The organism is Micromonospora sp. NPDC005553 (genome assembly GCF_042871765.1).
GTDB lineage: Bacteria > Actinomycetota > Actinomycetes > Mycobacteriales > Micromonosporaceae > Micromonospora.
On record NZ_JBIAJD010000001.1, the window covers coordinates 1,375,574 to 1,401,322 of the forward strand.

The 25,749-nt window shown below is 67.2% G+C and carries 17 protein-coding genes; 7 read left to right on the forward strand and 10 right to left on the reverse strand.

What is annotated here, in order from left to right:
- Positions 1 to 137: 137 nt before the first annotated feature.
- From ACFYPG_RS06170 to ACFYPG_RS06205, 8 genes are all read right to left on the reverse strand, one after another.
- Positions 138 to 1,607: a family 43 glycosylhydrolase gene (locus ACFYPG_RS06170; protein ID WP_355008319.1), complete on the reverse strand. Its 1,470-nt coding sequence runs from the start codon at positions 1,605 to 1,607 to the stop codon at positions 138 to 140.
- A 19-nt stretch (positions 1,608 to 1,626) separates the two neighbouring features.
- Complete coding sequence (locus ACFYPG_RS06175; protein ID WP_387350631.1) at positions 1,627 to 2,682, reverse strand: arabinan endo-1,5-alpha-L-arabinosidase; 1,056 nt, start codon at positions 2,680 to 2,682, stop codon at positions 1,627 to 1,629.
- A gap of 165 nt (positions 2,683 to 2,847) precedes the next feature.
- On the reverse strand, positions 2,848 to 4,488 hold the full coding sequence (locus ACFYPG_RS06180) for a glycoside hydrolase family 27 protein (RefSeq protein ID WP_387350633.1): 1,641 nt from the start codon (positions 4,486 to 4,488) through the stop codon (positions 2,848 to 2,850).
- A gap of 22 nt (positions 4,489 to 4,510) precedes the next feature.
- The gene (locus ACFYPG_RS06185) at positions 4,511 to 5,902 is read right to left on the reverse strand and encodes a glycoside hydrolase family 43 protein (protein WP_387350634.1); all 1,392 of its coding nucleotides are present in this window, start codon (positions 5,900 to 5,902) and stop codon (positions 4,511 to 4,513) included.
- A 208-nt stretch (positions 5,903 to 6,110) separates the two neighbouring features.
- Complete coding sequence (locus ACFYPG_RS06190) at positions 6,111 to 7,640, reverse strand: alpha-N-arabinofuranosidase (RefSeq protein WP_387350636.1); 1,530 nt, start codon at positions 7,638 to 7,640, stop codon at positions 6,111 to 6,113.
- A gap of 23 nt (positions 7,641 to 7,663) precedes the next feature.
- Positions 7,664 to 8,524 carry a carbohydrate ABC transporter permease gene (locus ACFYPG_RS06195; protein ID WP_355008324.1) on the reverse strand — a complete coding sequence of 287 codons (861 nt, stop codon included), beginning with the start codon at positions 8,522 to 8,524 and terminating at the stop codon, positions 7,664 to 7,666.
- Positions 8,521 to 9,480 carry a carbohydrate ABC transporter permease gene (locus tag ACFYPG_RS06200; RefSeq protein ID WP_387350637.1) on the reverse strand — a complete coding sequence of 320 codons (960 nt, stop codon included), beginning with the start codon at positions 9,478 to 9,480 and terminating at the stop codon, positions 8,521 to 8,523. The genes ACFYPG_RS06195 and ACFYPG_RS06200 overlap by 4 nt, the downstream gene beginning before the upstream one ends.
- Before the next feature lie 68 nt (positions 9,481 to 9,548).
- Positions 9,549 to 10,910, reverse strand: coding sequence for an extracellular solute-binding protein (locus ACFYPG_RS06205; protein WP_355008326.1), 1,362 nt, complete (start codon positions 10,908 to 10,910; stop codon positions 9,549 to 9,551).
- A gap of 295 nt (positions 10,911 to 11,205) precedes the next feature.
- On the opposite strand from ACFYPG_RS06205, the gene ACFYPG_RS06210 reads away from it, so the two are divergent.
- A complete protein-coding gene (locus tag ACFYPG_RS06210) occupies positions 11,206 to 12,237 on the forward strand; it encodes a LacI family DNA-binding transcriptional regulator (RefSeq protein WP_387350903.1) in 1,032 nt (343 codons plus the stop codon).
- Here ACFYPG_RS06210 and ACFYPG_RS06215 read toward each other — a convergent pair.
- On the reverse strand, positions 12,227 to 14,437 hold the full coding sequence (locus ACFYPG_RS06215; RefSeq protein WP_387350639.1) for an alpha-galactosidase: 2,211 nt from the start codon (positions 14,435 to 14,437) through the stop codon (positions 12,227 to 12,229). The genes ACFYPG_RS06210 and ACFYPG_RS06215 overlap by 11 nt on opposite strands.
- Positions 14,438 to 14,567: 130 nt before the next feature.
- On the opposite strand from ACFYPG_RS06215, the gene ACFYPG_RS06220 reads away from it, so the two are divergent.
- The 6 genes from ACFYPG_RS06220 to ACFYPG_RS06245 all read left to right on the forward strand — a co-directional run bounded on the left by ACFYPG_RS06220 (position 14,568) and on the right by ACFYPG_RS06245 (position 23,505).
- Positions 14,568 to 15,674: an ROK family protein gene (locus tag ACFYPG_RS06220; protein WP_387350641.1), complete on the forward strand. Its 1,107-nt coding sequence runs from the start codon at positions 14,568 to 14,570 to the stop codon at positions 15,672 to 15,674.
- 376 nt (positions 15,675 to 16,050) lie between these two features.
- Positions 16,051 to 17,430 (forward strand): glycosyl hydrolase, encoded by a 1,380-nt coding sequence (locus ACFYPG_RS06225; RefSeq protein ID WP_387350643.1) that lies wholly within the window; start codon positions 16,051 to 16,053, stop codon positions 17,428 to 17,430.
- Positions 17,431 to 17,480: 50 nt separating this feature from the next.
- Positions 17,481 to 18,950, forward strand: a complete 1,470-nt coding sequence (locus ACFYPG_RS06230) for a lectin (RefSeq protein ID WP_387350645.1) — start codon at positions 17,481 to 17,483, stop codon at positions 18,948 to 18,950.
- A gap of 595 nt (positions 18,951 to 19,545) precedes the next feature.
- Complete coding sequence (locus tag ACFYPG_RS06235; RefSeq protein ID WP_387350646.1) at positions 19,546 to 20,703, forward strand: ricin-type beta-trefoil lectin domain protein; 1,158 nt, start codon at positions 19,546 to 19,548, stop codon at positions 20,701 to 20,703.
- Between the two features lie 84 nt (positions 20,704 to 20,787).
- Positions 20,788 to 21,906 (forward strand): ricin-type beta-trefoil lectin domain protein, encoded by a 1,119-nt coding sequence (locus ACFYPG_RS06240; protein WP_355008333.1) that lies wholly within the window; start codon positions 20,788 to 20,790, stop codon positions 21,904 to 21,906.
- Between the two features lie 144 nt (positions 21,907 to 22,050).
- Positions 22,051 to 23,505, forward strand: coding sequence for an RICIN domain-containing protein (locus ACFYPG_RS06245; RefSeq protein WP_387350648.1), 1,455 nt, complete (start codon positions 22,051 to 22,053; stop codon positions 23,503 to 23,505).
- A 152-nt stretch (positions 23,506 to 23,657) separates the two neighbouring features.
- On the opposite strand, the gene ACFYPG_RS06250 is transcribed toward ACFYPG_RS06245, so the two are convergent.
- Positions 23,658 to 25,739 carry a beta-galactosidase gene (locus ACFYPG_RS06250; RefSeq protein WP_387350649.1) on the reverse strand — a complete coding sequence of 694 codons (2,082 nt, stop codon included), beginning with the start codon at positions 25,737 to 25,739 and terminating at the stop codon, positions 23,658 to 23,660.
- Between the last annotated feature and the right edge of the window lie 10 nt (positions 25,740 to 25,749).

Here is a 25,749-nt window from a genome sequence, read left to right on the forward strand (position 1 = left end):
GATGGCGGTGGTTCGGAGCCCGCCGCCGCCGACGGCGGGCTCCGCTGTTCCGCAGATGCCGGCGCATCTGAGCCGGGTGGCCGCTACCCGCACCGGGTGACATGCCAAGCACGAACCGCGACTGGTCCTTGCGGGTGCTATTCGCCGGATGGCGCTGTCAACGTCATGCCCAACCGTGCCGGGGTTCCGAAGTTGGGCGTGCCGTCGGCGTTCCAGGTGAACTTCTGGGCGCGGGTGGAGCGGTTCATGTCGCACCCGCCGGAGGCAGAGTCGTTGGCGTGGTAGACGATCCAGTCCTCCGTGCCGTCCGGTGACTTGAAGAACCCGTTGTGGCCGGGCGCGAACACACCGTTCGAGTCGCTGCGCTGGAACACCGGTGTGGACTTCTTCGTCCAGTGCGCCGGGTTCAACGGGTCGCTGCCGGTCAGGGTGAGCAACCCGAGCTTGTAGTCCGGCCCCCAGCACGCGGAGGCCGAGTAGACAACCATCACCTTGCCGTTGTGATAAAGCGGTTCGGGCCCTTCGTTGACCGCCCCGCTCTGCCGTTCCCAGGACAGCGTCGGCGAGGAGAGCCTCGACCGTGAGCCCTGCAGGGTCCAGGGGTTGGACAGCCGCTGGATGGAGTTGCTCTGCCCGGCGCCGTCGCCGCCGTAGGTTGCCATCAGGTAGAGGCTGCTGCCGACCTTCAGCACGCTGGCGTCGAGGGACCAGTCGCTGCCGAGGTCGGCCTTGAAGGTGTACGGGCCCATCGGGTCGGTGCCAGCCGATTCGAGGACGTGCAGCCGTTGGGTGGGGTTGTAGTCGGGGACGTTCCGGCCGGCGGTGTAGTAGAAGTACCAGCGGTTGCCGTTCGGACCGTTGATCAGGTGAAACTCCGGTGCCCACATGTTGCAGCAGCCGTTGGCCCGCCCAGCCAGGTTGAAGATGACCTGGTCGGGTGCGCTGGCCAAGCCACCCAGCGTCGCCGATCGGCGCATCGTGATGGTGGAGTTCCACGTCGTGGTGGCCAGGTAGTAGTACCCGTTGTGGTACTGCAGCCACGGGTCGGGGCCGTTGCGCTTGATCGGGTTGGTGAAGGTGCGCGTGCCACCGCCGCCGAGGGCGACGAGCTGCCACTGCTGGTTCGTGCCGTCGAGGTCCTGGTACTGCGAGACTTTCGCCCCGTCGGCGGTGGACCGTTCCCACACCTCGAGGGCCTTGCCGCTGTTGCGGTTGATCAGCCGGACCTGACCGCCGGCCGAGTCGGCGAGCCGGAACTGCTGCCGGGAGTCGTTGCGGTCGGTGTTCTGCACCAGCTGGACGCCGTCGGCGGTGGTGGGCAGGTCCAGCACTTTGCCGCTGTGCACGGACTGCAGCCGGTACCAGCCGCTGCCGGAGTCGAGGAACCGCCACTGCTGCCAGGCGCCGTCGTTGCGGGTGTACTGGTTGATCGCTGCGCCGTCGGTGGTGGCCAGGTTGTAGACATCGAGGGCCTTGCCGCTGTTGCGGTTGACCAGCACGTAAGACACGTTCGGTTGCACCGTGGCAGCCTCGGCGGCTGGGGTGGCGATCGTCGTGCCCGCCGCGGCGAGCATCGCCACCACCCCGGTGACCAGGATTCTGCGCATCGTCGGATCTCCTCTCCGGTCAGTAGACGAACGGCCAGCCGGCGGCGTCGTACCCGAGCAGGTTGATGCCCAGCAGCGAGGCGCCGTTGTTGGCGTAGTAGTGGTAGACGAGGACGTCGGCGTCGGTGTCGGTGAACACCGCCTGGTGACCGGGTCCGTGGATGTTTCCGTGCCCTGCCAGCACCTGGGTGCCACCGCCGGCGGTCATCGCCTTGCCGCTGCGGTCGACATACGGTCCGGTGATCGAGGTCGACCGGCCCACCATCACCCGGTACGTGCTCGCGGCACCCTGGCAGCATCGGTCGAACGACACCCACAGGTAGTAGTAGTTGCCGTGTCGTGCGATCTCCGGTGCTTCGATCGCGCCTCCGTTGCGGCCGGCGATGCTGTGCACTGTCGCATCGGAGCGTTTCCCCGTGGACGGGTTCAGCGCCACCATCTTGATGCCGGACCAGAATGATCCGAAGCTGAGCCACCACTTGCCGGAGGCGTCGACGACCAGGTTGGGATCGATGGCGTTGAAGTTGTCCGACGTCCGCGATTCGATCACCAGGCCCTGGTTGGTCCAGCTGCCGGAGGTGCCGGTGGTGCTCGTGGCCAGGAAGATCGCGGACCGGTTGGAGCCGAACGTCGAGGCGGAGTAGTACAGCCAGTACCGGCCGTCGCGGTAGGTCAGGTCCGGTGCCCACAGGTTGCGGCTGCCGCCGGTGTACGTCGTGGTCCACGACGCGCCGTTGGGGAACACCGCACCGGCGTTGCGGAACGCGGTCCGATCAGTGGAGGTCTTCAGCGCGATGTTGTTGCCGGTGTGGGCCAGCAGGTAGCCGCCGCCCGGGCGGGCCACGATGGTCGGGTCGTGCACGCCGACGTCACCGGTGACCGTGCCCGGATTCGGGTAGGACGCGGGCGGTGTGGTGGGCGTTGCTGCCGCCTGCGGCGCGGCATTCAGCGAGGCGGCGGACGAGGATTGCGTCGCCGCGGCCCCGCCGGCGGCCAGAGCGACGACGGACAGCGACAGCACAGCCAGACGGCGGAGGGTGGGTGTTTTCTGTACGGGCGAAACCGAAGTTGTCACGACAGGTCCTTAGGTCGGGCGCCGGGCAGCCCGATCGCGGGCAGTGTCGGCGCGGTGCGTCACACGCCAGTCGGCGCGTTCGTGGATCCCAGATGGTGTTCATCGTTGGGTGCGATTCGATTTCCGGGAAGGAGAGCGGCAACCACCGCCGGCCATCGCTCTCCGTCAGACGCGGGTCCAGCGTTGGTTGGCCGCGCCGGAGCAGGTCCACAGGACCAGCGGGCTGTTGTTGGTTGTTGCGGCCTGATTGACGTCGATGCACCTGCCCGACTGTCCTCCTCGTATGGTGCCGTCGGCTTGGATCGTCCACTGCTGGTTGGGGCCCGCGCCGCAGGTCCAGAGGATGACCCTGGTGCCGTTCGCGGTGCCGTTGCTCTCGGCGTCGAGGCACTTACCGCCAATGCGGAGCTGACCCGAAGCCGCGGTGACGACCTGCGTGATGCCGCCGTTGCAATCCCAGATGACCGCCTGGGCGCCGTCGGTCGGCGCACCGCCGAGCAGGTCCAGGCAGCGACCGGATCCTGCGCCGCGCAGGCTGAAGGAGGTAGTGGGTGTCGACGAGCCGGTCCGGACCCGGTACATGACCACGCCGTGCGGCGGGACGGTCGCGCTGATCGCTGCGGAGGTGTTCCGGGACGCCTTCGTCCAGACGTCGGCCAGGGTGTAGCTGCCGGCCGTTGGCATGCCGATCTCGGCGGCGGTGGTGGAGACAGTCGCGGTGCTGCCCGAGCGGTTCAACAGGGCGACCGCGCCGGAGCCGTCACTGAGGGTCTTGGCCCACACCTCGGTGTCGCCGAAGTCGCGGACCCGCTGGGCCTGGCGGCCCGCGCTGTCCTGGTTGATCGCCAACACGTCGGGGTTGGTCAGTACGTCGCGGACGTCGGTGGACATCGTGGTGATGTCGTTGCCGGCGATCAGCGGTGCGGCCATGATCGCCCACATGCTGAAGTGGGCACGGTTCTCAGTAGGTGTGAATGTGCCGCGGACACCGACCTCGAGCATGTCGGGGTCGTTCCAGTGCTGCGGGCCGGCCCAAGCTGCCAGGGGCGCCTGGACATCGAGGATCTCGGTGACGCCCATGAAGCAGTCGGCCCGACAGCCGGTGCTCCACCGATCGGTGATGTCCTCGGTGGTGCGCCACATGTCGGCCACCTGGCTCCAGTTGTAGGAGGGGCCGGTGTTGGAGTGTGCGCTGTTGGAGTTGATCGAGTAGACGATCGGCCGTCCTGTGGCGCGCAGGGCGTCGCGCATCTTCGTAAAGCCCGCGATTTGATCGTTAAGGCTGCCCCAGGGCGAGCACCAGTCGTACTTCAGGAAGTCGACGCCCCAGGACGCGAACGTGTTGGCGTCCTGCTGTTCATGATTGAGCGCGCCGGTGGCCCCGCCGATGGCGTTGAAGTACTGGGCGCAGGTCTCCTCACGAGGCGCCTGGTAGATGCCGAACTTGAGGCCCTTGGAGTGGATGTAGTCGCCCAGCGCCCGCATGCCGGACGGGAATCGCGCCGGGTCGGAGCGCAGGTTGCCGGCCGCGTCGCGAGTCGTCGCCTGCCAGCAGTCGTCGACCACCACATACTGGTAGCCGGCCGCGCGCATGCCGGAGTTGACCATGGCGTCCGCCGCACCGCGGATCTTGGCTTCGTTGATGTTGCAGCCGAAGGTGTTCCAGCTGTTCCAGCCCAGGGGCGGGCGGACGGCCGGGCTGCCGGGCGCCGCCGAGGCCGGCGCGGCGGGGGCGAGCACGGTGCCCACCGCGACGGTGACGGAAGCGGCCAGGGCTGCCAGCAATTGTCGTATACGTGGTCTCACCAGGTACCTCTGCCTTCGGGGATCAGGAGACGCGGAACGTCGCGTCCTGGCGGTCACTGGCACTGGAGCCCGAACTGAGGGGGTCGATGCGCAGCACGTAGTTGGAGTGACGCAGATAGCGGTCCGGGAAGTTGTACGACCGAAACGACGACCAGGTGGAGTCGGCCAGGCCGGGAACCCGCTGGAAGGTTGCGTCGGCGCGGAAGGCCGCGGTGCCGTCGTTGGCCCCCAGCCGGATCACGTAGTCGCTGTGCCGCAGGTAGCGACCGGGTGAGTTGACCGACTCGAACGACACGCCGGCAGAGTCGGCCAAGCCGGCGACCATGCGCCACAGTTGGTCCTGGTGGGGGTCGAACGGGTAGGCGTCGATCCGGCCCACGTCGCCGGCGTGTCGTACGTAGTAGTCGGGGAAGTTGTACGACTTCAGCCGGACCCAGGCCGGCAGGCCCCAACGGGACACGAGTCCGTCGTACTCGGCCGAGGTGATGCCGATGATCGAGCCGTGCTTGGCGTTCAGCGGTGGCGTGTAGTCGCGTTGGTTGAGCAGCGTCCAGGAGTTGCCCGCCACGTTGGAGGTGGACCAGGCGTAGTAGTCGTTGTTGACCGGGCTGAACGAGTCGCCCCACAACCGCCAGCCGCTGCCGGTGTTGTTCTTGATCAGCAGGGGCGCCTCGATGGCATTGCCCTGCCGCAGGCCGCTGGTGTAGTTGGTGTAGCTGTTCGGCGCGCCGCTCGACGACCGGGCGCCGTAGATAAGGCCGTTGGACATGTTCTTGTAGTACATGTAGAAGGCTGAGCCGTCGGCCACGATGTCGGCATCCAGCACGGGGTAGCCGGGGCTGAAGTAGACCTGGTTGGTGCTCACCGTCCGGAAGTCCGAGGTGTAGTTGACCATGAAGACGTCGGCGCCGTTGTTCGCGGAGTAGACGATGGCGTACTGGTTGCGCGACGGCACCCAGAAGGCGGTTGGTGCCCAGGTGTGGGTAGCCAGTCCGTGCATCCGGATTCGGCGGTAGCTGGTGAAGCTGCGCAGGTCGACTGAGTCCCAGACGTGCAGGTACTGGTTGTTCTGGTTGAAGATGCGCCCGCGCAGGTCGGTGGCCAGCACGACGAAGGTGCCGTCCTGCTTGCGCAGGATGAACGGGTCGCGCAGTCCGAGCGTGCCGGCGGTCGGGGTCGCAACGGGGTTGTTCTGGTTCAGCGGACGCCAGTTCAGGCCGTCGGTGCTGACCGCCAGGTGCAACGCGTAGCTGTCGCCGCTCTGGTTCGGCGTCTCCTTGAAATAGCCGAACACGTACGCGCTGTTGGCCGCCAAGGCGGCTGATGGCGCAGCCAAAGCGGCCGTTCCGCCGCCGACGGCGGTCAGCGTGCTCAACGCGGCAAGGCGGGTGAAGTCTCTCCGGGACAGTGGCACAGCGATCTACCTCTCTGGGGATTCGGCGGCCGGCTCGAACGGGGATCTCCGCGTTTGCCGACGCCAGGGCACCGCGTCGACGGAAACGTTTCGAAGATGTTGAGATTGTGTTTCGTCATAGTGTTAACGTTCACATAGATGGTTGTCAATACTTATTCTGGATTGCCCTCTTGCAGTATCTGAATACGGCTGATCTATAGCGTTAGCGTTAACAATCTTGCCTTGACGCGCAGAGCCGAATGGCGGTCCACGACACGGGCGGCAGTGTCGCGCGAAGCACCCCGTCATCCACTTCGGCGTCGTCCGCCGGCCGCGCGACCACCCGGTCGGGGTAGTCCGACGTGTTCACCGCAAAGAGGTCGTCGTCGGCGATGGTCCAGGATTCCGCCACCCGCAGGGCGGCGCCGAAGCTCGTCACCGGAACGGTCAGCGTCACCGACTGCGACTGATGCCGGTTGACCACGAAGACGCTCACCTCACCGGTGTCCGCGTCGTGGGTGGCGACCGCGTCGAGTGCCGGCACCGCGCCGTGACGCGCGGTGTCGTACGTCGGGCAGCGTGGCTCCACCCGCAGCACCTCGCCTCGGGCCAGGCGGGAGGTGATGGCGAAGGGGTAGAAGATGGTCTGCCGCCAGGCCGCGCCGCCGGGTTCGGTGCGAATGGGTGCGATGACGTTGACGAGCTGGGCCTGACAGGCGACGGTCACCCGGTCGCTGTGCCGCAGTAGCGAGATCAGCAGGCTGCCGACCACCACGGCGTCCGCGACGGTGTAGCAGTCCTCGATGACGCGCGGCGCCACCGGCCACTCGGTGGATCCGGTGTCCTGCCGGGCCTGGAACTCCCGTAGGTACCAGACGTTCCACTCGTCGAAGGAGATGTTCAGGCGCTTGGTGCTCTTGAGCCGGGCGCCGACGCTGTCGGCGGTGGAGACCACGCTGTGCACGAAGTGGTCCATGTCCACCGATGAGGCCAGGAAGCTGGCCATGTCGCCGTCGACCGGCTCGTAGTAGGCGTGCGCCGAGATGTAGTCGACCGCGTCGTACGCCATCTCCAGCACCTCCGCCTCCCAGGCCACAAAGGTGGGCATCGACGAGCTGGAACTGCCACAGGCGACCAGTTCCAGCTCCGGTTCGGCCGAGCGCAGCGCACGTGCCGTCTGCGCCGCCAGCCGGCCGTACTCCTGGGCGGTCTTGTGTCCCGTCTGCCAGGGCCCGTCCAGCTCGTTACCGAGGCAGAACATCCGGACCCCGTACGGCTTCTCGGCGCCGTTGGCTCGGCGCAGCTCGGCCAGGCGGGTGCGGTCGGGGTGGTTGAGGTACTCGTGGACATCGAGCGCCTCCTGCACGCCGCGGGTGCCCAGGTTGAGGGCGTACATCACCTCGACGCCGGCCTTGCCCGCCCAGCGCATGAACTCGTCGACGCCAACCTCGTTTGTCTCCAGGCTGCGCCAGGCCAGGTCGCGGCGCACCGGCCGGTCCGCGGCCGGTCCGATGCCGTCCTCCCAGCGATACCCGGAGACGAAATTGCCCCCGGGATAACGCACGAGGGAGACCCCGAGTTCACGGACCAGGTCCAACACGTCCCCACGGAAGCCGTCGACGTCGGCGGTCGGATGTCCCGGCTCGTAGATGCCGGTGTAGACACATCGCCCCATGTGCTCGACGAAGGATCCGAAGGTACGCCGGGACACCGGCGCAATGACGAAGGACGGGTCAAGGCTGAACGAGGCGGCAAACACAGATCTCCCAAAGCTCGAGCGCGTCATTTGAGGCTGCCGACGGCCAACCCGCCCTGCCAGTACCTCTGCAGAGTGAGGAAGGCGATGACCAGCGGAATGATCGACACCAGCGAACCGACAATGATCAGATTCCAGAGCGACTGGCCGCCACCGTTGTTGGAGCTGGCCAGCTGCGACCACAGCCCGATCCCCACGGTCAGGGGATAGAGCTTGGAGCTGGACAGCATGGTCAGCGGCAGGAAGTAGTTGTTCCAGGTGCCGACTACCGACAGCAGGAGCACGGTGACGACGCCGGGCCGCATCAGCGGCAGCGACACCCGCAGGAACGTGCGCAGCTCGCCAGCGCCGTCGATGCGCGCCGCGTCCAGCAGTTCGTCCGGAACCGAGACGGCCGCGTAGACCCGCATGAGGTAGACGGCGAACGGGCTGAGTAGTGATGGCAGGATCACCGCCCAGATCGTGTCGGTGAGCCCGACGTTGCTCATCATGACGAAGGTCGGGATGACCAGAGCGGTGAGCGGGACCATGACCGAGCCCAGGACGAGCGCGAAGACGATGCCCCGGCCACGGAAGTCGAACTTGGCGAAGCCGTAACCGGCCAGAACCGAAATGATCGTGCAGCCGACGCCGCCGGCGAAGGCGTACAGCACCGAGTTGCCCAGCCAGCGCAGGTACTCGCCGTTGTTGAAGGTGAACAGGTCGCCCAGGTTGTCGAACAGGTGGAAGCCCGAGAACCACAGGGCACCAGAGCCGGAGAAGAGCCCTTGAGCGTCCTTGGTGCTGGCCACCACGAGCCACCAGACGGGCACGAGGAAGTAGCACACCATCGCCAGCAGCAGCAGTTTCGCCCAGACGTGGCGGGGCCGTCGCCGCACGTCGCTCACGTGAAGATGCTCCCCTTCTTGCGCGTGACGATCATGAAGATGGCGACCGCCACGAAGACCACGAAGCCCAGCGCGAAGGAGATCGCCGAGGCGTAGTTGAACTGGGCATAGCGGAACGCCAGATTGAACGCGTAGATGTTCGGGGTGAAGTCCGGGGTAACGGTTCCGTTGGCGATCGGGCCGAGGATCTGCGGCTCGGCGAAGAACTGCAGGGTGCCGATCAGCGAGAAGATCAGGATGAGGGTCAGCGCCGAGGTCACCAGCGGCACCTTGATCCGGATCGCGATCTGGCGGGCGTTCGCCCCGTCGATCCGAGCGGCCTCGTAGACCGAGGAGTCGATACTGCGCAACGCCGCATAGATGATGATCATGTAGTAGCCGGCCCACTGCCACGTGACGACGTTGAGCAGGCCGTAGAAGATGTTGCCCTGGCTGAGCAGGAACGGCGCCCGTACGTCGAACGCCGAGGCGATCTGCTCGATCGGTCCAAAGCTGGGACTGTAGAGGAAGCCCCACATCAATGCACCGAGGACAGCGGGGATCGCGTACGGCAGGAAGATGACCAGCCGGGAGAAGCGCGCCAGGCGGCCGGTTACCTCGTCGAGCACCAGGGCCGCTACCAGCGCCACGATCATCTGCAGCGGGATGACCACGAGGCTGAAGCGTAGGACGAACCACAGACCCTTGCGGAACGACGGGTCGCCGAATGCGCGGGTGTAGTTGTCGAGACCGGCGAACGTCGTGCCCGTCGCCAGCCCTTTGGTGTAGAGGCTGAGGTAGCCCGCGTACGCCAACGGACATATCAGGAAAACCACGAACACGACGAGGAACGGGAGGATGAAGAGCCAGCCCAGGACGCCACGTCGAGAGGACCGGCGGCGAACCGGTGGCGAACCGAGCGGATCGGCTACGACGGCGCGGGGTGCGCTCGGTCTGGCGTCGATGATGCCGGCCACAGAGCATCTCCCTTCTGACCAAGATGGGCCCGGGCGGCCGACGGGGCACGGCGACCGCCCGGGGCGGATCAACGGACGGTGAAGCCCTGGGTCTTGGCGTACTTGACGATGTCGTTGTGCAGATCGGTGGCGGCCTGCGCACCGGTCGTCTGACCCGCGTTGATCTTCACGATCTGGGCTTGGAGCTGGGCGTAGTAGTAGACGGTGAACGGGCTGTAGACGGCGCCCCGGTAGGCGTTCGCGGCCGGGATGTAGACGTCCTTGTTGGCGGTCTGGCCGTTGAAGAACTCGCTCTTGGCCTCGACGAACTCCTTTGAGGTCAGAACGCCGGTGTTGAGCGGGAAGATGGTCTGTGTCTTCCAGCCGTCGGTTAGTGACGGCTCGTCGGCGTACAGGCCCATCGCGACCTTGGCCGCGGCTGCCTTGTCACTCGCCTGGCTGGTGACCGCGAAGGTGGAGCCACCCCAGTTCACCTCGACCGGGTTGGCCGGGTCCCACTGTGGCAGCGGGGCCACGGCCCAGGTGCCCTTCTCCGTGCCGCCGCCGACGCCTGCACCGGTCAGGTAGCCGGGTGCCCACGCGGCCGAGACATAGGTGGCGTACTTGCCGCCGACCATGCCGGAGATGTAGTCAGTGGTGAACTGGTCCTCCTTGCCGACCAGGCCGTTCTTGGCCAGGTCACCCCAGAAGGTGAGGACATCCTTGGTGGCCTGGTCGTCCAGTTTGATGGTGATGTTCTGCTTGTCGGACAGGTTGTAGGTGAACGGCTGCGCGCCCTTCTGCATCATCAACGCGGTGGTGACGGCCGGCACGTTGCTGCCGAAGTCGCCGAAGACCGGGCCGCCGGCCGCCTTCACCTTGGCCGCCGCCTCGGCGTACTCCGGCCAGGTCCTCGGCGGAGCCGTGACGCCGTACTTCCGAAACACGTCAGTGCGGTAGATCAGGGCCATCGGACCGCCGTCGACCGGGATGGCATAGACGGCCGACCCCTGTGAGACGTCCTTCCAGGCGCCCTCGCTGAAGTTCTTCTTCACCTCGGCGGCACCGAACGGCGCGAGGTCGACCAGTGCGTCCTGGATCTCGAATCCGACCAGTTGGTCGGATTCGAGCATGACGACGTCGGGCGCGCCTTTCTTTGCCGCGATGGCGGTCTGGAACTTCTCGTACTGCGGCTGACCCTGGCCGGCGTTGGTCCAGCAGACCTGCACGTCGGTGTGGGTGTTGTTGAAGTTGTCGACGACCTTGGCCATGTTCGGGTACCAGGCCCATACCGACACACGGTTCGCGTCCTCGTGAACGATCTTGTTCGTGCAGTTCGTGGGCTTCGCGCGGGGCGTGGCAGCACCGTCGTCACCGCCACTGCAGGCGGTCAGGCCGAGGACGAGCGCCACAGCGGTGACGACTGCGGGCAGATGTTTGCTGGTGCGCATTGCTGCGAGCCTCCTGAAGGGACTTCGAACACCCGGATCGCGCGCCGTCCGCGTTCTCGAGCAGGGCGACATGGCCGTGCGCGGGGTTCGGCTCAAGGCTGCGGCGAGCACGCTACTTAAGAAGTTTGTTGGCAGAAGCGAGGTATCAGCGCATCGATGATGATGTGTCATGTAGGTTACATTGCAGCGCTGCAAAGGACTATGCACCGGGGCCCTGGCTCTGGCAAGAGGCAACATCTTGGAAATACGATCGTCACTGCGGGAGACCGTTCACCCGCCCGGCGGGAAGGCGTCCATGGGGGAGAGCACGCTACGGGACGTCGCCGAACTGGCCGGCGTCTCACCCCGCACCGTGTCCAACGTGGTCAATGGGTATGCCCGGGTCACCGACGCCACCAGGGGCAAGGTCGAGCGTGCCATCGCCGTACTCGGTTACCGCCCGAACGTCCTCGCCCGCAACCTGGCCGCAGGTCGGTCCGGACAGATTGTCGTCGTGGTGCCGTATCTTGACACTCCGTACTTCGCGGAACTACTCCAAGCGATCATTCCCGCAGCCCGCAAGGCTGGCTACAACGTGCTGATCGACCAGACTGACGGCGACCGCGACCACGAAGCAGAACTGATCGGACGGGGGCCACGGCGCTTCCTGTTCGACGGCATGATCATCAGCCCGCTGGGCCTGTCCCAGGCCGATCTCTCGCTCCGCGATCCGGCCCTGCCCTTGGTGGTCCTCGGCGAACGCCCTTCCGACGGCACCTTCGATCACGTCGGCATCGACGACGTGGCCGCCTCCACCGAAGCAGTCCGGCACCTCATCACCATCGGGCGACGCCGCATCGCAGCGATCGGCGATCAGCCCTACCCCACCGGGGAGGCGGCGCAGCTTCGCACCAGAGGCTTCCGGGCCGCCCACACGGCCGCGGGTCTGTCGGTCGACGAATCATTGATCATCAGCACCACCCGCTTCAACCGGGTCGACGGCGCCACCGCCATGACCGCCCTGCTGGACCGGCCAGACCCGCCGGACGCGGTGTTCTGCTACAGCGATCTGGTCGCCTCCGGCGCCATCCACACCGCACTCCAGCGCGGGCTACGCGTCCCCGAGGACATCGCCGTGATCGGCTATGACGACATCGAGGACGGACGGTATGGACGGCCCACGATCAGCACCATCTCGCCCGACAAGAAGGCCATCGCCCAACTCGCTGTCGCCCGGCTCATGATGCGGATCGGCAGCACCGAGCCGGTGCCCGGCGTGGAACTCCGCGCAGCCCACCGGCTCATACCCCGGCAGAGCACGCTAACCGACGTCTCCCCTACCTCCTGATCCGCAGCACGATCAGGTCGCTGCGGTGGTCCGCACCGATGGGCTCCCAGGCGGTGGGGCGGATGCCGACGGCCATGAGTGTGCTGCCCTGCCAGCGAGAATTGGCGGCCAGCCGTCCGGGTACGCCGTCGGTGTCGCCCCCGACGGCAACCTCGTAGACCGCGTCCGGATCCAGGCCGGTCAGCCGCAACCACCGGGGGCCACTCTTGGCGTTTCCATGCGGGTTGTAGACGAGCACCACGACCTGGTCGTCGAGCACGTACTGCAGCGCGGACCGCTCGGCGCCGGGCCGTCCGCCGAGCCGGTACTGCTGACCGTGTTGGATGGTGCGGCGTACCGTCTTGTACTGCTCGACCAGCGTGCGAGCCTCGTCCAGCTCGGCGGCGGACCATCGGGCCAGGTCCACCCCGATTCCGAGTACGCCGGCCATAGCGACGTGGAAGCGGTAGCGCAACGGCGTGGACCGACCGACGTTCCCGTTCGGTGATTCGGTCACCCAGGCGGACACGACGTTGGCCGGGTAGAGCTGGGATACGCCGTGCTGCGCGGTCTGCCGGTCAACGGGATCGGTGTTGTCCGACGGCCAAACCTGGTCGATGTGGTGCAGGATGCCAAGGTCGAGCCTGCCGCCCCCACCGGCGCACGACTCGATCCGCAATCCCGGATGACAGGCGCGCAGCTGGGCCATGACCTGGTAGACGTGCCGGGTGTGTTCGATCCAGACGCGGTCGTGACCCTGGCCCTGGCGCTGGTCGGGCCAGCCAGCCTGGGTGAACGGCCGGTTCATGTCCCACTTGAGGTAGTCGAGGCGTAGGTCGGTGACGAGCCGGTCAAGCCACTCCAAGGCCCAGTCACGCACGTCGGTACGGGCGAAGTTGAGCACGAGCTGGTGGCGTTTGCGGTCACGGCGGCGGTGCTCGAGGTGCAGTGTCCAGTCCGGGTGCGCCCGGTAGAGGTCGCTGTCCGGGCTGACGCCCTCGGGTTCCACCCACAGCCCGGCCTTCATACCCAGCGCGCGGACGCCGTCGAACAGGCTTCGTAGCCCGTCGGGGAACCGTTCTCGGTGCGGCCACCAGTCGCCCAACGAACTGTTCTCGTCGTCGCGCCGGCCGAACCATCCGTCGTCGACAACGAACAACTCGACGCCGAGGGTGGCCGCACACCGGGCGAGCGAGAGCTGTTCCGGTTCGGTGACCGTGAAGCCGGTTGCTTCCCAGGAGTTGTAGAGCACCGGGCGGTCCTCGTCGCCGGCGGGCAGGATGTGCCGGCGTATGTGGTTGTGCCAGCCGCGGCTGGTGCCGCCGAACCCGTTGGCGCTGTAGAGCCCGAGGATCGGCGGGGTGACGAGCTCAGCCCCGGCCGGCAGCGGCCATCGCACCCCGTCGTGACCGAATCCCGCGGTCACCGCGGTCCCACCCTCCGGCCGGCGGGTCGTGGTCATCCGCCAACTGCCGCTCCAGGCCAGGGCGACACTCCAGACCTCACCGTGCTCCTCGCCAGCGTCTCCCGCGTCGATCATGATCCAGGGATTGGCGTGATGGCCGGTGATGCCCTGCCTGCTCGTGAAGGTCAACTCGCCCACCGGCAGCCGGCCCTGCTGGAGTTGGCTCTCCTCGGCCCAGGCCCCGGACGCCGCCCGGTACCGGTAGTCCTCGGCGTCGGGGATGAACCAGCTGCCGGAGTCCAGGCGGCCGACCTCCACGGCCGCGTCGCCGCCGGCACGGTGCCGCACGGTCACCCACCGTGCGATGGCGTTCGAGTCGGGGTACACCCGCGCGTGCAGCACGACGTCGATCGGAAAGCTGCGGTCCTCCAGCGCGATGTCGAGCTGGCCTGCCTCATTCTCGCTGACCACGCTGGCATTGACGAACCGCAGTTCGAGCGACCGCACCTGGTCCACCGCGACCTGAAGGGCGGGTAGGCCCCACCGCAGGCCGCCGTCGACCGGCAGTAGTTCCTCGATCTCGCCTGGGCGAGAGAAGCTGGTCACGTGCCGTCCGGCCCCGGACGGACTACCGGGCCCGGCCACCATGGCGGCGGCTTCCCGGGCAGCCTGCGGCGGTAGGATCGGCCCCCAGTACTTCTGCAGCACCAGCGCATCGCCGGTTGCCTGGTCGACCTCGACGCCGACCACGTAGGTGGAGTCGCGGGTGTTGAGTGCCCACAACCGGCCGTGCTGATCGAGGGACACCAGCGACACTACGTCCTCCGTGAAGTAAATACGGCAGAACACCTGCGCGCCAACGAGCAGGCCGCGCTCATTCCTTGACATCATCAACAAACGTGTCCAAGATGTCCAGGTGTTGTCCGATGCGCATTTGACCGAGGGCATGCGATCGGTTTTCGTGGAGTTGCTGGTGCACGGGCCACTGTCCCGGGCAGAGGCGGCACGGCGGCTCGACCTGTCGCCGTCCGCCGTGACAAAGCTGACCAAACCGTTGCTGCAAAACGGCTACCTGCTCCACCGGCCGCTCGGCGATCACGGCACGATGGGTCGCCCTTCCCAGCCGCTGGCGGTCGACCCGGCCCGTGCGGCGTTGATCGGTGTCAAGCTGACCGAAGACGAGCTGTTCGCGGTCCGCACCGACCTTCGCGCCGAGATACAGCGTGAGCTGCGCTGCCCCCTGATCAGCCACGACGTCGACGACGTCGTGGCCCGCATCGGCGAGGCCGTGCGCGAGCTGACCAGATCGGGGCAGCCGCCCACGGCCGTCGGGATCAGCCTGGCGGGCACGGCCTCCGGAGGAGACCCCGTCGTGCCCACCTCTCCATTTCTCGGCTGGCGGAACGTTCCCCTGGGCGACCTCGTCGCGGCGGCCACGGGCCTACCAGCAGTGGTGGAAAACGACGTACGGGCGCTGACCGCCGCCCAGCAGTGGTTCGGTGCCGGCGTGGGGCACAGCTCGTTCGCGCTGATCACAGTCGGCGCCGGTCTCGGTTGCGGCCTGGTGATCGGCGACCGCCTCGTCAGTGGCGCCGGCCGGGGCACCGGCCTGGTCGGCCACCTGCCGATCCACGACAACGGCCCGCTCTGCGAAATGGGCCACCGCGGCTGCGCCCGGGCGTACGCCAGCTCGGCGGCGATCCGTCGCGCCGTCGCGACCACCCTCGGCCGTTCGGAACTGACCTTCGAGGAGTGCCTGGAACTGGCGCGGGAAGGCCAGCCGGCGGCCCGACGTATCTTCGAGGAGGCCGGCCACGCCCTTGGGCAGGTGGTCGCCACGGTCGCCAACATCACCGGTGTGCAGCTGGTCATCCTGTCCGGCGAGGCAGTGACGATGTACGACGTCTGCGCCGACGCCTTCGACGCGGCGCTCACCGCGCACACCCACTGGACCTCGACGCCCGTAGACGTCGTGGTCAAGCCCTTCACCTTCAGCGAATGGGCTCGCGGCGCCGCCGTCATCGCCCTCCAGCACCGCATCCTGGCCCGCTGACCACCGCCTCCCCCGCATCCAGGGCGTGACCTGCGGACGTTTGTTGATGCAGTCAAACAACGCCAGCACCATTCGGCCGGTTGCGACGCTTCGATGCATAGACATACTTGACAGCGTGCATGAACTAAGAACATGATTCCGGCATGTTAACGACGTGCTCGCCGCCCGCCGTGACAGCGTTGTCAACGCCGGTATCGGCGCGATCGACCCGGCCAGCGACAGGATGAACAGCCTCCTTCGGTAACTCGTATCGAGTTATCCGCACCTATCTGCACTGCTTCACAGGCTGGACCCCGGGCACGTCCAGCTCCCTGGTTCGTCACAACCCGATGAGTCGGACGCTATGGACACCCCCCGATACCCAGAGGAGAACCTCATGAGATGGAGAATCCTGCTTGCCACGACTCTGGTGGCGGCGAGCGGTGGCGCGGTACTGCTGGGAGCGGGCACCGCCTCGGCCGCAGTCGGCAGCCCGCTGGTCAGTGCCGCGTCAGGTCGCTGCCTCGACGTGTCGGGCAACAACCCAGCGGCCGGCACCCCGGTCGCGATCTGGGACTGCAACGGGCAGCAGAACCAGGGCTGGGTCTTCACCAGCCAGGGTGAAATTCGCACCTTCAACGAGACCAGATGCCTGGACCTGCCCAGCGCCACAGCCGGCACCTCCCTTGCCATCCAGAACTGCACCGGACAGACCAACCAGAAGTTTCGGTTGAACACCAACGGCAGCATCACGGCGACCCAGTCCGACCTGTGCCTCGATGTCGAAGGCAACAACCCGGCCAACGGCACCCGGGTCGTGGCCTGGAGTTGCAACGGCCAGGCCAACCAGCGCTGGACCCAAGCCGGCGGGCCAACCAACCCGCCGCCCACCTGCACCGTCGCCCCGGTCGACCCGCAGGCCACCACCCAGGCTCGCAAACTGCTGTGCTACCTCTACAGCCAGTACGGCAACCACATCCTGTCCGGCCAGCGGGAGACCAACGGCAGCGAGGCCGAGTTCAACCACATCCTGGCCAACACCGGTAAGCAGCCGGCCATCCGTGGCCTCGACATGTGTGACCGCCCCGGCGCCGTTGACCGGGCCCTCGCCTGGTGGAACGCCGGCGGCATCCCGTTGATCGGCTGGCATGTCGGCGCACCGGCGACCAGCTCCTGCAACTACGGCGGCACCGCGTCCATCAACGCCACCCTCACGCCGGGCACGGCAGAGAACCGCTCCTATCTCTCCGAGCTCGACGCCGCCGCAGCCCAACTGCAGCGCCTCCAGTCCAATGGCGTCGCCGTCCTGTGGGCGCCTTACCACGAGGCCGGCGGCACCTGGTTCTGGTGGAGCAAGGAGGGCGGCAGCCAGTTCCAGCGTCTGTGGCGGTTCCAGTTCGACTACCTCACCCGTACCAAGGGCATCCACAACCTGGTCTGGCTGCACCCGTACAACGGCGAACCCGACGCCTCGTTCTACCCGGGCAAGCAGTACGTGGACATCGGCGGCGCCGACACCTACGCCAACGACCACAACCCTTTGACGACGCTGTTCAACCGCACCCGCGCCATCGTCGGCAGCACCGTCCCGATCGCCCTGCACGAGAACGGCCCCATCCCCGATCCCGACCAGCTCCAGTCCACCGGCACCCGCTGGGTGCTGTTCAGCACCTGGAACGGCACCTGGCTCACCGAGCGTAACGACGTCACGTTCCTGCGGCGCGTCTACAACCACAACTACGTCGTCACCCGCGACGAGCTCCCCAACCTCCGCTGATCCCCCGCTTCACGCCACCGCACCCCATCCCGTCCCCTTGGAGTACTGACATGGCACTCGCTCCACCTCCCACCCCGCCGACGCGGCGACGCCGCACCCGGTGGATGAGCCTGCTGATCGCCGTGTTGACCACTGCCGGCGTCAGCCTGTCCGCGGTCTGGCTGACCGCCGGAAATGCCGCTGCCGCGTCGACCGGGCGGCTGGTCAGCGCCGCTTCCGGACGCTGCCTCGACGTCGTCGGCAACTCCGCCACCACCGGCACGCGCGTGCAGATCTGGGACTGCAACGGCCAGGCCAACCAGACCTGGACCTTCACCGACGCCGGTGAGCTGCGCGTCTTCAACAACAGCCTGTGTCTGGACGCCGAGGCCGGCCAGACCAGCGCGGGCACCGCCGCGATCATCTGGTCCTGCACCGGGGCTGCCAACCAACAGTGGCGGCTGAACTCCAACGGCAGCATCACCGGCGTGCAGTCCGGGCTGTGCCTCGACGTCTCCGGCGCCGCCACCGCCGCCGGCACCCTGGTCGCCCTCTGGAACTGCAACGGCCAAGCCAACCAGCGCTGGTCGCAGGGCGGCGGCAACCCGACCACTCCACCGCCCACCCCCGGCGGCTGCAACGTCGCTCCCGTCGACCCGAACGCCACCGCCTCCGCGCGCCGGCTGCTGTGCTACGTCTACAGCCAGTACGGCAACCACATCCTCTCCGGCCAGCAGGAGTCCACCTGGGTCGGCGGCCCGGACTACGAGATGAACATCATTCGCAACGCCTCCGGCAAGTACCCGGCGGTGCGCGGCCAGGACATGGGTGACGCTCCGGACTTCGGTGCCCGCGGACTGGCCTGGTGGAACGCCGGCGGCATCCCGATGGTCGGCTACCACATGGGCTCGCCCGCGCAGAACACCGACGGCTATGACGGCTCCCTGATGCGGGCGAACATCAACGCGGCGCTCACCTCCGGCACTGCCGACAACGGCCGACTCAACCAGCGGCTCACCGCGTGGGCCAACCAGTTGAAGATCATTCAGAACGGCGGTGGCGCGGTCCTGTTCCGCCCCTGGCACGAGGCCAGCGGCACCTGGTTCTGGTGGAGCATGGAGGGGGCTGGCCAGTACAACCGGCTGTGGGCCTACACCTACAACTTCATGCGCGCCCAGGGGGTGCACAACCTGGTCTACCTGCACCCGTTCAACGGCTCCCCCAGCTCTGCCTGGTACCCCGGCAAGCAGTACGTCGACATCGGCGGCGCCGACACGTACGCCGGCGACCACGGGCCGCTGACGTCGATGTTCAACGCCGCCCGAAACGTGTACGGCGGATCAATTCCGATCGCGCTGCACGAGAACGGCCGCATCCCCGACCCGGCGCAGCTGCAGTCCTCCGGCAGTCGGTGGGTGCTGTTCAACACCTGGCACACGAGCTTCATCAGCGACAGCAGCATCAACTCACCATCGTTCATCAACACCGTCTACAACAGCTCGTACGTGGTCACCCGCGACGAGGTACCGAACCTGAGGTAGACGCGACCTTCCGGGCCGTGCCTGATCGGCATGGCCCGGAAGGACCGATCCCTCGATTTGCCTCTGATAAAGGTTCAGGCGTATAGGAACGGCTGCCTGGCCACCACTCGCTCGGTGGCTCCATACCCGGTCGTCCGGCGATGAGAACGCAACCCTTCCGGACCACCGATTCCCCGAGCGCACGGTACCCAGATTGCCGAATGCGCGCCACGAACAGTCGCTGTCCCTTGCGCGACCAATCTCTCGTGGATGTCGGGACGGAACACGAACACGCACCCACTGATGACGCTGTCGGAGGGCCGGCAGTCGAGGTGCGGAGAGCGATCTTACGAAAGGTGTGAGCGACGTGAACGCAGACTCTCACAATGGCAGCGGTGGTGACCTCCGCCCAGTGTCGAGCGCAGATCCGCCGTCCGAGGTGCCGAGCGGTAGCGGGGCTGGTCGGCAGGATCTCAGATCCTCGTCTCGCCGAGTCTGGCGCATCATGGCAGGCGCGGCTGCAGCCATGCTGGGCGTAGCCATGGCCGGGGCCGCCGTGTTGGACAGTTCCCCTTCCGCTGCTGCAGCCTCGTACCAACGGGGGCCGAATCCCACGGTGCAGAGCGTCGCCGCCAACCGCGGCACGTTCGCCACCGCTGAGATCACCGTGCCGCGCGGCTTCGGCCTCAACGGCGGGAAGATCTACTACCCGACCGACACGAGCCAGGGGACCTGGGGCGCGATCGCGGCAGTACCGGGCTACACCGCCAGCTGGGCCGCCGAAGGCGCCTGGATGGGACCCTGGCTGGCGTCGTTCGGCTTCGTCGTGATCGGCATCGACACCAACAGCCCCACCGACTACGACACCGCACGCGGCACCCAGTTGCTCGCCGCGCTGGACTACCTCACCGGGCAGAGCCCGGTCCGCGACCGGGTCGACCCGAACCGGCTCGCCGTGCTCGGTCACTCCATGGGCGGCGGCGGCGCCATCAGCGCGGCCATGCGGCGCCCCTCGCTGAAGGCGGCCATACCCCTGGCGCCGGCCTCGTTCTCGCAGAACCTGTCCACCGTACGAGTACCGACCCTGATCATGGGCGCACGGGACGACGGCACCATCACCCCGTCCTCGATCAACAGCCTGTGGGCCACCAAGCCGGCCACCACGAAGGGGGCCTACGTCGAGCTCACCGGCGGCGGCCACGGATTCCCCACCTGGGGAAACTCCCAGGTGACCCGGCGGGAGATCCCCTGGCTGAAGATCTTCCTCGACAACGACGACCGCTACGCGCCGTTGCTGTGCCCGTCACTTGCGGACTCCACCGGCGTCTCGCGATACCTCAGCGAGTGCCCGTACGGCTCCACCGCCCAGCCAACACCCCCGCCGGTCACCGGCGGCCCGGTCCGCGCCGTGGGCGCGGGCAAGTGCCTGGACGTACCCAACGCCTCCCAGACCAACGACACCCAACTGGCCATCTGGGACTGCAACAGCGGCACCAACCAACGCTTCACCCACACCTCCGGCAAACAACTCACCGTCTACGGCAACAAATGCCTCGACGCCGCCGGCCAAGGCACCACCAACGGCACCCGAGTCATCATCTGGGACTGCGCCGGCACCGCCAACCAGCAATGGAACGTCAACACCAACGGCACCATCACCGGCGCCCAATCCGGCCTCTGCCTCGACGTCAGCGGCGGCTCCACCGCCAACGGCGCCCTCGCTCAACTCTGGGCCTGCAACAACGGCACCAATCAACAATGGCGCCTCGGATAGCCGAGGACAACAGGCTCGGCAGGGCGTCGTGGACGCCCTGCCGAGCCACTCAGGTCCCTCACATGACGTGCCAGGAGTTATCCCATGCTTCGTAGATTCCCTCTCTATCTCCACGGACTTCTTGCCGCACTGTTGTTGGCCACCGCGTTTGTCGCGGTCGGACCGGCCCAAGCCGCCGCACCGGTACGGGTCATGCCGCTCGGCGACTCGATCACCGGCTCACCGGGCTGCTGGCGCGCTCTGCTCTGGAATCAGTTGCAGAACGCCAACTACAGGAACGTCGACTTCGTCGGCACACTCCCCGCGCAGGGCTGCGGCGTCGCGTACGACGGCGACAACGAAGGCCACGGCGGCTATCTCGCCACCAACATCGCCAATCAAAACCAGTTGCCCGGCTGGCTGTCCGCCACCCGGCCCGACGTCGTCGTCATGCACCTGGGCACCAACGATGTCTGGAGCAACATCGCCCCGGCCACCATCCTGAGCGCCTTCGGCCGGCTGGTGGACCAGATGCGGGCCAGCAACCCGAGCATGAAGATCCTCGTCGCGAAGATTCTCCCGATGAACCCGAGCAACTGCTCGCAGTGCGCTCAGCGCGTGGTCACCTTCAACAACGCGATCCCCGCCTGGGCCGTATCAAAGACCACAGCGGTCTCGCCGATCACGGTGGTCGACCAGTGGACCGGCTTCAACACCGCCACCGACACCGGCGACGGGGTCCACCCGAACAACTCCGGTATCCAGAAGATCGCCGCTAGGTGGTTCGGCCCACTGACCTCGGCGCTGGACGGTGTCACACCCACGCCCCCGCCGGTCACCGGCGGCCCGGTCCGCGCCGTGGGCGCGGGCAAGTGCCTGGACGTACCCAACGCCTCCCAGACCAACGACACCCAACTGGCCATCTGGGACTGCAACAGCGGCACCAACCAACGCTTCACCCACACCTCCGGCAAACAACTCACCGTCTACGGCAACAAATGCCTCGACGCCGCCGGCCAAGGCACCACCAACGGCACCCGAGTCATCATCTGGGACTGCGCCGGCACCGCCAACCAGCAATGGAACGTCAACACCAACGGCACCATCACCGGCGCCCAATCCGGCCTCTGCCTCGACGTCAGCGGCGGCTCCACCGCCAACGGCGCCCTCGCCCAACTCTGGGCCTGCAACAACGGCACCAACCAACAATGGCGCCTCGGATAGGCGCCGCCCGCGACAGCGGTGCCACCTCATCGGCTGGATCACCAGCCGCACGAAACCCCCTCAGGGCCACCACAGCGTCTCCGTCGTGACCCGCGACGAGGTGCGGAGCCTGAGGTGAAGTTGGCCACCGACATGGAGGATGACATGACTGTACGGAGACGCCTGTGGCGTCTTGCTTCGATTGGCGCGGTCGCCACCGTGCTGCTGGGATCACTCGGCCTCTACGTAGCGCCCAGCGCACCGGCGCAGGCAGCCACCAGCCAGTTCCGCGGGGTCAACTGGGCGGATACCAGGGACAACTTCCTGTACGACGAGAACGTCCCAATCGGTCTGTCCAAGTCAGACAGCTACGCGACCACCTACACGAAGGCCACCGCGATCCTCAGGGGATTCCAGAGCTTCGGCTCCAACACGGTCCGGTTCGGGATCAACCCACAGACCACGTCGTCACCGTGGTGGGGCAGCCTGACAGCGGCGTACGACGCGGCCAGCGCGATGGGCATGAACGTGATGATCGCACCCTGGCCTCCGACCGGCGGCCGGATCAGCGACATGAACGCGTTCTACACGATGTGGGACACGGTCATCGCCAAGTACGGCAGCAACAGCCGGTTCTACTTCAACATCGTGAACGAACCGTGGGGGTACAGCGCGACCGAGTTGACCAACCTCGCGGCCGCGTTCCTGCAGCGCTACTCGAGCATCCCGCGCGGCCGGATCGTGGTGCCGGGGCTCTGGTCGGACATCGACCTGTGCGCCGTGGGCGCCGATTCCCGGATGAACGGAACCCTACTGTCTATCCACATGTACACGCTGGGCGGCGAAACCCACCCGACCGAGGCAGAGTGGATCAACAGCTTCAAGGCCCGCCTGTGCGGGTACGCCGACCGGGCGATCCTCACCGAGTTCGGCGTGCCGATGAATACCGGCGTCAACTACAACGGCCCCCGCGACGGCAACAACAACGTGTCGTACTTCTACGCGCTCACCGACACCGTACGAGAGTTGGGCATGGGCTCGCTGCTCTGGACCGGCGTCAAGGAAGCCAACCAGACCCAGGGCCCTGGCCCCTGTTTCAACGCCTCCTGCGCCATCACGTCACTGACCGGCAGCGGCACCAACCTGTCGTTGACCGTCACGAACCAGTCCGGGCTCGACCGGCTCCGGCACGGCTGGGGACTCGACGGCCCGACGACGCCGCCGCCCACCGGCTCCGGCAACGTGCTGCGGGGTGTCGGCTCCAACCGGTGCCTCGACGTGCCCGGGGCCAGCACCACCAACGGTACACAGGTGGCGATCTGGGACTGCAACAGCGGAAGCAACCAGCGTTGGGTCGCGCTGCCCAACGGCGCCCTGCAGGTCTACGGCAACAAATGCCTCGACGTCCCCGGTCATTCCACCACCGCAGGCGCCAAGGTGCAGATCTGGGACTGCAACGGCGGCGCCAACCAGCAGTGGACCCTCAACGGTGACGGAACGGTCGTCGGCCGCGAGTCCGGGCTGTGCCTGGACGTGACCAGCGCGGGCACCGCGAACGGCACCACAGTGCAGACCTGGAACTGCACTGGCGGCAACAACCAGAAGTGGACCCGGCAGTAATTCGCCGGTAACGCCGGACCGGGTGCCGTCGGCGCGGCACCCGGTTCCCCGGCCGTCACCCGCCGGACCGTCCCACCACACGTGTAGCTGCAAATCGCCCCGGGTCTGGTGGGAAAGCCACCGACCCGGGGCGATTCAGTGTGCAGGACTGGTCAGTCCTCGACGAGGACGCGCACGTCCCACGGTCCCAACCGCAGGTCGTCCCCCGAGGTGTACCGGGTGTCGTCGAGCACGTCGGTGACCGCGACCGGTATCCGGACGTCCACCGGTGTGAACGACCAGTTGTGCAGGAAGCGCAACCGCTGTCCGGCGCGCGCGGTCGCTCCGGTGCTGGTCACTGATTCGGGCATGACCCACCACTGGGGTGATCGTGCGGGGCCGAGCCAACGCATGATGGCGCGGGCGAGGTCGATGTTGGGCAGCGCCCCGACGCAGGTGACTCGTCCGCGTCCGACCACCCTGGTGGTGACGGCCGCCCACTGCCCGAAGTGTGGGTGGTCGTAGCCGGCCAGCACTGTCGCGTCCTCGGCGATCAGACATTCCAGCCAGCGAGTCGCGGCCGGTTGCCCGTCCAGGGTCAGTCCAGTGTCCCGTGCGATCACCGGCACGTCGGTCAACAGGTTGGAGAATTCCTCGTACCACGCTCCGGCGGCGTCGGCGAGGCGCCCGGGCTGCACGTCGATGCGCGCCCGCGTCTCGCCGTCGCTGTAGCCGGTGCGGGGGCCGACGACGAGGTGCCCGCCGACGTGCGCGTACGCCTTCAGCCAGTCCAGGAGGGCGTCCTCGGCGACGTAGAGCCCCGGCACCACGAGCACCGGATGGTCCTCAACAGCCTGCTCGACGGGTTGAGCTGTCAGCTGACTGGTGTGCACGATGCGGGTCTGCAGCCCGGCGTCGAACGCCCCGCGGTGAAAGACGTCGAAGAACGCATGGTAGGAGTCGCGGTCGCCGCTGCCATCCTGCCGGGCCAGCGGCGGATGTTCCTGCATCAGCCACCTGGTGGGCGAGGAGTGGAGCAGGGTCACGTCGGCGTCGGGGATCAACCCGGCGACGAGTTCGCCGGCCGTGGCGAGTTCCTGGCCGATGCGGGCGATCTCCCGGTAGGTGCGTCCTGGTCGCCCGCTATGCGGGAGGATCCCGCCCCAACTGGTCTCCGCGCCCGCGTGGATCGTGTGCCAGTGCCAGTATTCGATCATTTGCGCACCACGGCTGACGAGGGCCCACGCGGCCTGACGCCACTGCCCGTCGTAGGCGGGGCGACTGTGCGGGGAGATCCGGTGGTTGGCGTTCGTCTCGGTGACCAGGAACGGCTCCTGGCGTGAACTCCACATGCGGTCGGCGCGCTGGGAGATCGTCCACGCCCCGTCATCCAACCTGTCCGTCGGCGTTCGGGAGTCGGGAAGCGTCAGCGCGTCCTGCACCTCGTAGTAGGCGTTGCCCGCCGTCACGTCGAGCCGACCGGCAAGCTCCTCGTCCTCGACAGCCGGCCGCCCGTAGTCGATGCACGTGGTGACGAACTGTCCCGGGCGGGCGTACTCCCGCACGATCCCGGCCTGCCAGGCAATGAACTCAGTGGTCAGCCGCGCCTGGAAGCGCCGCCACGCCAACGAGTACTGGGGATGGGTGTTGCCCTCCGGCCGCCACAGGTCCTCCCAGGTCGACAGCCGGTTCGACCAGAAGACCAGACCCCACTCCCGGTTCAGCGTCTCGACGCTCTGGTAGGTGCGGCGCAGCTCGTCGACGAACCGTTGGAAGACGCCGTGGTTGCGGAACAGCCAGAGGCCGGGTTCGTTGTCGACCTGGAACCCGATGATGGCCGGATGGTCGGCATACCGGGCGATGACCGCGCGAACCACCCGCTCGGCGTGGAACAGGAAGGCGGGGTGGGTGTAGTCCGCCTCCTGCCGGCCGCCCCACCCCATCCGTTCGCCAGTGCGTAGTTCCCCGGCTATCTCCGGGTACCGGCGAGCCAGCCACGGGGGCACCGAGTACGTCGGTGTGCCGAGGACCACGCTGATTCCCCGTTCGTGGGCGCCGTCGAGGACCGGCTGGAGCCAGTCGAGGTCGAATCGGCCGTCCTCCGGTTCCCACGTCGACCAGACCGATTCACCGACCCGGATGACGGTGAATCCGGCCGCGGCCATCTGGTCGAGGTCGGTCTTGAGCCGGTCGTACGGCTGGTACTCGTGGTAGTACGCCGCACCGAACAGCACACGCGGTGGCAGGTCAGACATCGCCGACCTC